The sequence below is a fragment of the Pelagibius sp. genome (assembly GCF_028289705.1).
In the GTDB taxonomy this organism is placed as follows: domain Bacteria; phylum Pseudomonadota; class Alphaproteobacteria; order Kiloniellales; family Kiloniellaceae; genus Pelagibius.
Map to the genome: position 1 here is coordinate 1 of NZ_JANQOI010000133.1, position 6559 is coordinate 6559.

Sequence of the window (6559 nt, forward strand, 5' to 3'; positions counted from 1 at the left end):
GGCGCAAAGATCGCCGAATGCGGCGCGCTCTGCTCCACCAACCCGACCTCCGGCGTCATCCTCGTCGAATTCGACGAGACCGGCTTCACGGTCGAGCCCATGGCGGCGAACGCAACCTGCACGCCCCACTCGGTCTCGGCGCATATGCTCTATGAGAATTCCGATCCCTTCGTGCTCTACGAGCCCGGCGGCCGCCTCGATGTCCGCGAGGCCCGCTACCGCGCGCTCGACGAGCGGCGCGTGCGCGTCGAGGGATCGCGTTGGGTCCCCGGGCCCTATACCGTGAAGCTGGAAGGCGCGCGGATCGCCGGCTACCAGACGACCATCCTCGCCATTCTGCGCAGCACCGACTACGTCACCCGGGCGCCGGCCTGGGTCGACAAGCTCTCGGCCTTTCTGCAGGGGGAAATCGAAACGCGGATGGGGCTGCGGCCCGGCGCCTATCATCTGGACTTCCGCCTCATCGGCATCGATGCTGCCCTCGGCGCCCTGGAAAACCGCGAAGGCGCGCCGGGTGAGGTCGGGGTCCTCGGGATCGTCACGGCTGAGACCCAGGAAACCGCCGCCGAGATCGGCCGCCTCATCAACCCCTTCGTTTTGCACTATCCGCTGACCGAGAACGAGGAATTGCCGACCTTTTCTTTTCCCTACTCGCCGGCGACGACCGACCGCGGCCCGCTCTACGAGTTCGCGCTGAACCACGTGATGGCGCTGGACGATCCGATGGCGGCCTTCCGGCTGGAAGTCGAGGAGGTCGGCAGTGCCGCGCTTGTCTGATCTCGTGCTCAAGGTGCGCTCGAAAAACGCCGGGCCCTTCTGGCTGACCATCGACATCTTCTGCGGCACGCCGGAGGCCTTCGAGACGGTCTCCGCGCGGCTATCGACCGAGCGGGTGGCGGAACTGTATCGGGCACCGCCCGGCGACATCAAACGCTTCGACATCGCCGATCTCATGGTGGTCAAGTTCAGTCTGCCGCGCCCGGTGGTGCAGGGCAGCCGCGAAGACCGGGACATGCACGGCGCCGGCTGGGCGGTCCTGCTGGAAGAAGCTGTCCTCGACTGAAGCGTCGGCCTCCCAGCTAAACAGTGCATTCTATTCCCTGTCCCTTTCGGGCAAGCTAGGGGCGGGAGCAAAGATTGCCGGAAAGGCAGAGCGGGGTGCTGTTGGGGGACGACCAGACTCCGTCCGAGGGGTCTTCGGAAGAGGAGATGATCGCCGGCCTGAGGGCCGGGGACGAGGCACAGGCGACCCGCTTTGTGCGCGCCAACATCGGCTGGATGCGGGCCGTGGCCTTTCGCCTGCTGCGCGACGACGGCTTGGCCGACGACTGCGTGCAGGACGCCCTGATCAAGGCGCTGCGCAACATCGGCAAGTTCGAGGGTCGCTCCAAGCTCAAGACCTGGCTGCACCGCATCACGGTGAACGAAGCGCTGATGAAGTTGCGCAGCCGCAAGCGCCTGGAAGAGGATTTGATCGACCCGCTGTTGCCGGATTTCGACGAGAATACCTGCCGCATCGAAGCGCCCTGGACCCGGCGGATCTCGGCAGAAGAGATTCTCAGCCAGGCCGAACGGCGCCAACTCGTGCTATCAAAGATCGGTGAACTGCCGGAGAGCTACCGTATCGTTCTGATGCTGCGTGACATCGAAGAGCTCGATACCGCGGAAGTGGCGGAAGCCTTGGGGATTACCGAGGGCAACGTGAAGGTGCGCCTGCATCGCGCCCGCGCCGCCTTGAAGAAGCTGCTCGAGCCGCTTTTGCGCGGAGAAACGCCATGACTGCGGGTCTTGGTAGGAGGGCATGGCGCGCCATGAAGGGAGCCATGCTGCGCAAACTGCCCCTGATGATCACCTGCCGGGAGTTCGAGGATTTCCTGCTCGACTACATGGAGGGCAGCCTCCCGACCCGGCAGCGCAGGATCTTCGAGGTCCACCTCGCGATCTGCCGGGAATGCCGGGAGTATCTCGCCGCCTACCGGGAGACCATCGAGCTCGGCCGGCAGGCCTTCGAGGACCCGGCCGCAAACCCGCCGGAGGACGTGCCCGAAGACCTGATCACCGCGGTTCTGGCGGCGCGCGGCGGCGATCCCAAGGGCTGATGGCCCACCCCGCGTCATCGCCCTGTCATGATGGGGCATTAGACAGGGCCGGTCGCGAAAAGCTGGCGTAGGCTGTAACCGGCGGCGCCGAGCGGCCATCAGTTCCCCTGCCGGCCCGAGACCCGAAAAGTTCGGGCGGCGCAGCGACAGCACACAAACGATACCGCAAGGCCCCGTTTTCAGAGAGGCCAAGCCGGAGGAAAGGCACCGAACACCGCCCCGCGGCCTGCCGCGGGACGCCGTTGCACGACTTGGGAGACTATCGATGAACGCCGAAGAGATCCTCGCCCTGCCCTCCATGCCGCCGGGCAATCCCAGCTATCCCAGCGGGCCCTACCGCTTTCTCTCCCGCGAGTACTTCGTGATCATCTATGAGAGCGACCCCGAGGCGATCCGCCGGCTGGTGCCGGAGCCGCTGGAGCCCGACGGCTCCAACCAGGTCTACTACGAGTGGATCAACATGCCCGACAGCTCCGGGTTCGGCTCCTACGAGGAATCCGGCGTGGTCATCCCCTGCCGCTTCAACGAGGAGGCCGTCAACTACACGGCGATGATGTTCCTCAACGACGAACCGCCGATCTCCGCCGGGCGGGAGATCTGGGGCTTCCCGAAGCGCTGGGGCGAACCGAGCCTGAGGGTCGAGACCGACACCCTGACCGGCAGCCTGCACTACGCCGGCCAACTGGTCGCCCTGGGAACCATGACCTACAAGCACGAGAACCTGATCAAGGACCCCGCCAAGCGCAACGAGGCCTTGAAGAAGACCCAGGTGAACCTGAAACTGCTGCCCTGCGTCACCGGCAAGCCTCTGGTGGCGCAACTGGTCGCCTACAATCTGGAGGAGATCGACGTGAAGTTCCACTTCGGCGGCCCGGCGCGCCTTCATCTCGTCCCGCACGTCAATGCGCCGGTGGCGGATCTGCCGGTCCGGCGCATCGTCGGTGGACGCCATTACATGGCTGACCTTACGCTGCCGTTCGGCCGCGTCCTGCACGACTACCTGGCCTGAGGCGACGAGCGCCGAGGACCGCAAAACGACCCTTTACGCCGCGCCCCTCGCGCGGGCCCTTCTAGGAGACAGCAGATATGACCCAGGGCAAGAACGCCATCATCACCGGTTCGACCAGCGGCATCGGCCTCGGCATCGCCGAGTCGATGGCGGCCGCCGGCATGAACGTGATGCTCAACGGCTTCGGAGATGCCGGCGAGATCGAAGAACTGCGCAGCCGCCTGGCATCGGGAAATAACGTCAAAGTGGGCTACAACGGCGCCGACATGACCAAGCCCGAGGAGATCGAGGCCCTGGTCGCCCAGGCCGAAAGCGACTTCGGGCAGGTGGACGTGGTGGTCAACAACGCCGGCATCCAGAACGTCCAGCCGGTGGAGGAGTTTCCGACCGCCAAGTGGGACGCCATCCTGGCCATCAACCTCTCCAGCGCCTTTCATACCACACGCCTGACCTTGGGCGGCATGAAGCAGCGCGGCTGGGGCCGGATCATCAACATCGCCTCCGCCCACGGCCTGGTGGCCTCCCCCTTCAAGTCCGCCTATGTCGCCGCCAAGCACGGCGTGCTCGGCCTCACCAAGACGGTGGCCCTGGAAGCCGCCGAGCACGGCGTGACGGTCAACGCCATCTGCCCCGGCTATGTGCTGACGCCGCTGGTGGAGAAGCAAATCCCGGACACCGCGAAGTCCCGCGGCATCAGCGAGGACGCGGTGATCCACGACGTGATGCTGGGCGGCCAGCCGACCAAGAAGTTCGTCAAGACCGAAGAGTTGGGGGGCTTCGCGGTCTTCCTTTGCAGCGACGCAGCGGCCTCCATCACCGGCGCGGCGCTGCCGGTGGACGGAGGCTGGACCGCGCAATGAACGCGCCGGGGAAAGGCGCCAAGGCCAGCCCGCGCGCCATCAACCTGGCGCTCCAGGGCGGCGGCGCCCATGGCGCCTTTACCTGGGGGGTGCTGGACCGCGTCCTGGAGGACGAACGCCTCCACATCGAGGCGATTTCCGGCACCAGCGCCGGGGCGATGAACGCTGCTGTGGTGGCCGACGGGATCATGGCCGGGGGCCGCGAGGGCGCCCGGCAGTGCCTGCGCCGCTTCTGGAAGGCGGTCAGCGACGCCGGCAAGAAAAGCCCGATCCAGCGCTCCCCCATCGACGTCTTCATGGGCAACTGGAGCCTGGACACCTCACCCAGTTACATCTTTTTCGACCTGCTCGGGCGCTTGGCTTCGCCCTATGAGCTGAACCCGCTGAACCTCAACCCGCTGCAAGACCTGATCGAAGGTATCGTCGACTTCGAGCGGGTGCGGAGCTGCAACAAGATGAAGATCTTCATCTCCGCGACCAATGTGGAGACCGGGCGGGTAAAGGTCTTCGACCGCGGGGACCTGACGGCGGAGATGGTGATGGCCTCGGCCTGCCTGCCCTTCCTCTTTCAGGCCGTCGAGATCGCGGGGACTCCCTATTGGGACGGCGGCTACATGGGCAACCCGGTGCTTCACCCCTTCTATGGGAATTGTGCCTCCAACGACGTGGTGATCGTGCAGCTCAATCCGATCATCCGCCGGGGCGTGCCGAAGTCCGCCCGGGAGATTCTCAACCGGGTCAACGAAATCACCTTCAACGCCAGCCTGCTGCGGGATTTCCGGGCGATCAACTTTGTCTCGCGCCTGCTGGAGGAGGGCAAGCTGGAGAAGGGCGACTACAAGCACGTCCTGATCCACCGTATCGAAGGCGAAGACGAGATCAAGCCCCTGGGCGCCTCCAGCAAGCTGAACGCCGAGTGGGCCTTTCTGGAGCACCTCTTCGACATCGGCTACCGCAGAGCCGACGCCTGGCTGGCGGAGAACTTCGAGCATCTGGGCAAACGCTCCACCGTGGACATCCGCGCCATGTATCAAGGCGAGCCCTGAGAAGGGGTGCGCCCCGCGGCGGCAGGGGCAGCCGCGGCGGGGCGCAGGGCGACGGAGCGTTTTGGGGAGAGTGGGGGCTACGCTCGCGCGCCTGAGTCTCGAAGGATTGGCCGGAACCGATCAGACATAAGTCGACGGCTCTTTAGCTGTCGTCGTCGTCATCGTCATCATCGTGATGCCAGCGGCTGCGGCGGAAGTCGGAGCGGTCGATCACGCCGTCTTCGTTGCGGTCCATCCACTGCACGGCGTTTTTCAGGGGACGGTCCACCTCGGCGGCGGTGACCAGGCCGTCGCCGTCGGCATCGAGGCGCTGGAAGCCGTCGACCATGCGCTCACGCATGAAGTCGAGCCAGAGGCCTTCGAACTCCTCGAGGTTGAGCGCGTTGTCGCTGTTGCCGTCGAAGGCGGCGAAACGCTCGCTGCGCACCTGGTCGATCTCGGCCTGACTCACCGCGCCGTCACCGTTGCTGTCGAAGTAGCGCAGCACCATGGACATGCGCCCGCCGTGTTTGCCACCGTGCCCGCCGCCGTAGTGAGCGCCGCTGAAGTGGCCGGGGCCGTCATGGCCGCGCCAGCCGCCGCCGGCCTGCGCCGCCACGGCGGCGGCGCCGACGGCCAGCAGGGCGGCAGCGGCGACCGAAATTTTCGTAACCTTGTTCATGAGAAACACCTCGCTGTCTCTAGGGAGTGGAAGTCTGGCTTCGATGTCTCCTAGATAGGCTGAGCTTGTCGCAAAAGTTCGCCAGCACCACCGCGCTTTTGTCGTGAGCTGTGGCAGCGGCGGGCTTTGACACATTCGGATACACTTTTTCTGGCAGCCGGCCGGAAAGCCGCCCTATAGATGGAACAACAGGCGTATCCGGAGGCCCCCCGGATGCAGCTTTCCGGTCAACCCGAAACGAAGGACCCGATGGACCCGACACCGCATATCCTCGTCGTCGACGATCATCGCGACATCCGCGACCTGCTGGGCAAGTATCTCGCCAAGAGCGGCCTGCGGGTGAGCCTGGCGGAGAATGCCGCGGCGGCACGCCGCCTGATGAAGGCCGCGGCCATCGACCTGGTGGTCCTCGACATCATGATGCCGGGGGAGGACGGCCTGTCCCTCTGCCGCGACCTGCGCGCCACCAGCGAGATCCCGGTGATCCTGGTCACCGCCATGAGCGAGGAGACCGACCGGGTGATCGGTCTGGAGATCGGGGCCGACGACTATGTCACAAAGCCCTTCAATCCCCGCGAGCTGCTGGCCCGCATCAAGGCCGTCCTGCGGCGCAGCAACGCCGTCCCCCGGCCGCGCGGCGACCTCCAGCACCGCCGCCTGCGCTTCGACCGCTGGCTGCTGGACAGCGAACGCCGCGAGCTGCTGGACGAGGCCGGCCTCGCGGTTCCCTTGAGCACCGCCGAGTTCAACCTGCTCTCGGCCTTCCTGAACCGCCCGGGGGTGGTGCTCTCCCGCGAGCAGCTTCTGGATCTGACCAGCGGCCGCGCCGCCCAGGTCTTCGACCGCAGCATCGACAACCAGGTCAGCCGCCTGCGCAAGAAGAT

The 6559-nt window shown here is 65.8% G+C and carries 9 protein-coding genes; 8 read left to right on the forward strand and 1 reads right to left on the reverse strand.

Annotation, left to right across the window (positions count from 1 at the left end):
• From Q0996_RS17125 to Q0996_RS17155, 7 genes are all read left to right on the forward strand, one after another.
• The coding region (locus tag Q0996_RS17125; RefSeq protein ID WP_299622417.1) for an acyclic terpene utilization AtuA family protein at positions 1–777 on the forward strand (777 nt) is incomplete at its 5' end.
• The gene (locus Q0996_RS17130; protein ID WP_299622419.1) at positions 761–1063 is read left to right on the forward strand and encodes a DUF4387 family protein; all 303 of its coding nucleotides are present in this window, start codon (positions 761–763) and stop codon (positions 1061–1063) included. The genes Q0996_RS17125 and Q0996_RS17130, both read left to right, overlap by 17 nt.
• 74 nt (positions 1064–1137) lie before the next feature.
• Positions 1138–1779, forward strand: coding sequence for an RNA polymerase sigma factor (locus tag Q0996_RS17135; RefSeq protein WP_299622422.1), 642 nt, complete (start codon positions 1138–1140; stop codon positions 1777–1779).
• 32 nt (positions 1780–1811) lie between these two features.
• Positions 1812–2099, forward strand: a complete 288-nt coding sequence (locus Q0996_RS17140; protein WP_299622425.1) for an anti-sigma factor — start codon at positions 1812–1814, stop codon at positions 2097–2099.
• A gap of 265 nt (positions 2100–2364) precedes the next feature.
• A complete protein-coding gene (locus tag Q0996_RS17145) occupies positions 2365–3108 on the forward strand; it encodes an acetoacetate decarboxylase (protein WP_299622428.1) in 744 nt (247 codons plus the stop codon).
• Positions 3109–3185: 77 nt separating this feature from the next.
• Complete coding sequence (locus Q0996_RS17150; protein WP_299622431.1) at positions 3186–3968, forward strand: 3-hydroxybutyrate dehydrogenase; 783 nt, start codon at positions 3186–3188, stop codon at positions 3966–3968.
• On the forward strand, positions 3965–5014 hold the full coding sequence (locus Q0996_RS17155) for a patatin-like phospholipase family protein (RefSeq protein WP_299622434.1): 1050 nt from the start codon (positions 3965–3967) through the stop codon (positions 5012–5014). Before Q0996_RS17150 ends, Q0996_RS17155 begins: the two co-directional genes overlap by 4 nt.
• A 142-nt stretch (positions 5015–5156) precedes the next feature.
• On the opposite strand, the gene Q0996_RS17160 is transcribed toward Q0996_RS17155, so the two are convergent.
• On the reverse strand, positions 5157–5675 hold the full coding sequence (locus Q0996_RS17160; RefSeq protein ID WP_299622437.1) for an EF-hand domain-containing protein: 519 nt from the start codon (positions 5673–5675) through the stop codon (positions 5157–5159).
• A 180-nt stretch (positions 5676–5855) separates the two neighbouring features.
• On the opposite strand from Q0996_RS17160, the gene Q0996_RS17165 reads away from it, so the two are divergent.
• The coding region (locus tag Q0996_RS17165; RefSeq protein ID WP_322096741.1) for a response regulator at positions 5856–6559 on the forward strand (704 nt) is incomplete at its 3' end.

What these genes read in the sequence shown, in the direction of transcription:
- Q0996_RS17140 (WP_299622425.1), top strand. Translation starts at nt 1,812, where the DNA reads ATGAAGGGAGCCATGCTGCGCAAACTGCCCCTGATGATCACCTGCCGG.
- Q0996_RS17145 (WP_299622428.1), top strand. Translation starts at nt 2,365, where the DNA reads ATGAACGCCGAAGAGATCCTCGCCCTGCCCTCCATGCCGCCGGGCAAT.
- Q0996_RS17150 (WP_299622431.1), top strand. Translation starts at nt 3,186, where the DNA reads ATGACCCAGGGCAAGAACGCCATCATCACCGGTTCGACCAGCGGCATC.
- Q0996_RS17155 (WP_299622434.1), top strand. Translation starts at nt 3,965, where the DNA reads ATGAACGCGCCGGGGAAAGGCGCCAAGGCCAGCCCGCGCGCCATCAAC.
- Q0996_RS17160 (WP_299622437.1), bottom strand. Translation starts at nt 5,675, where the DNA reads ATGAACAAGGTTACGAAAATTTCGGTCGCCGCTGCCGCCCTGCTGGCC.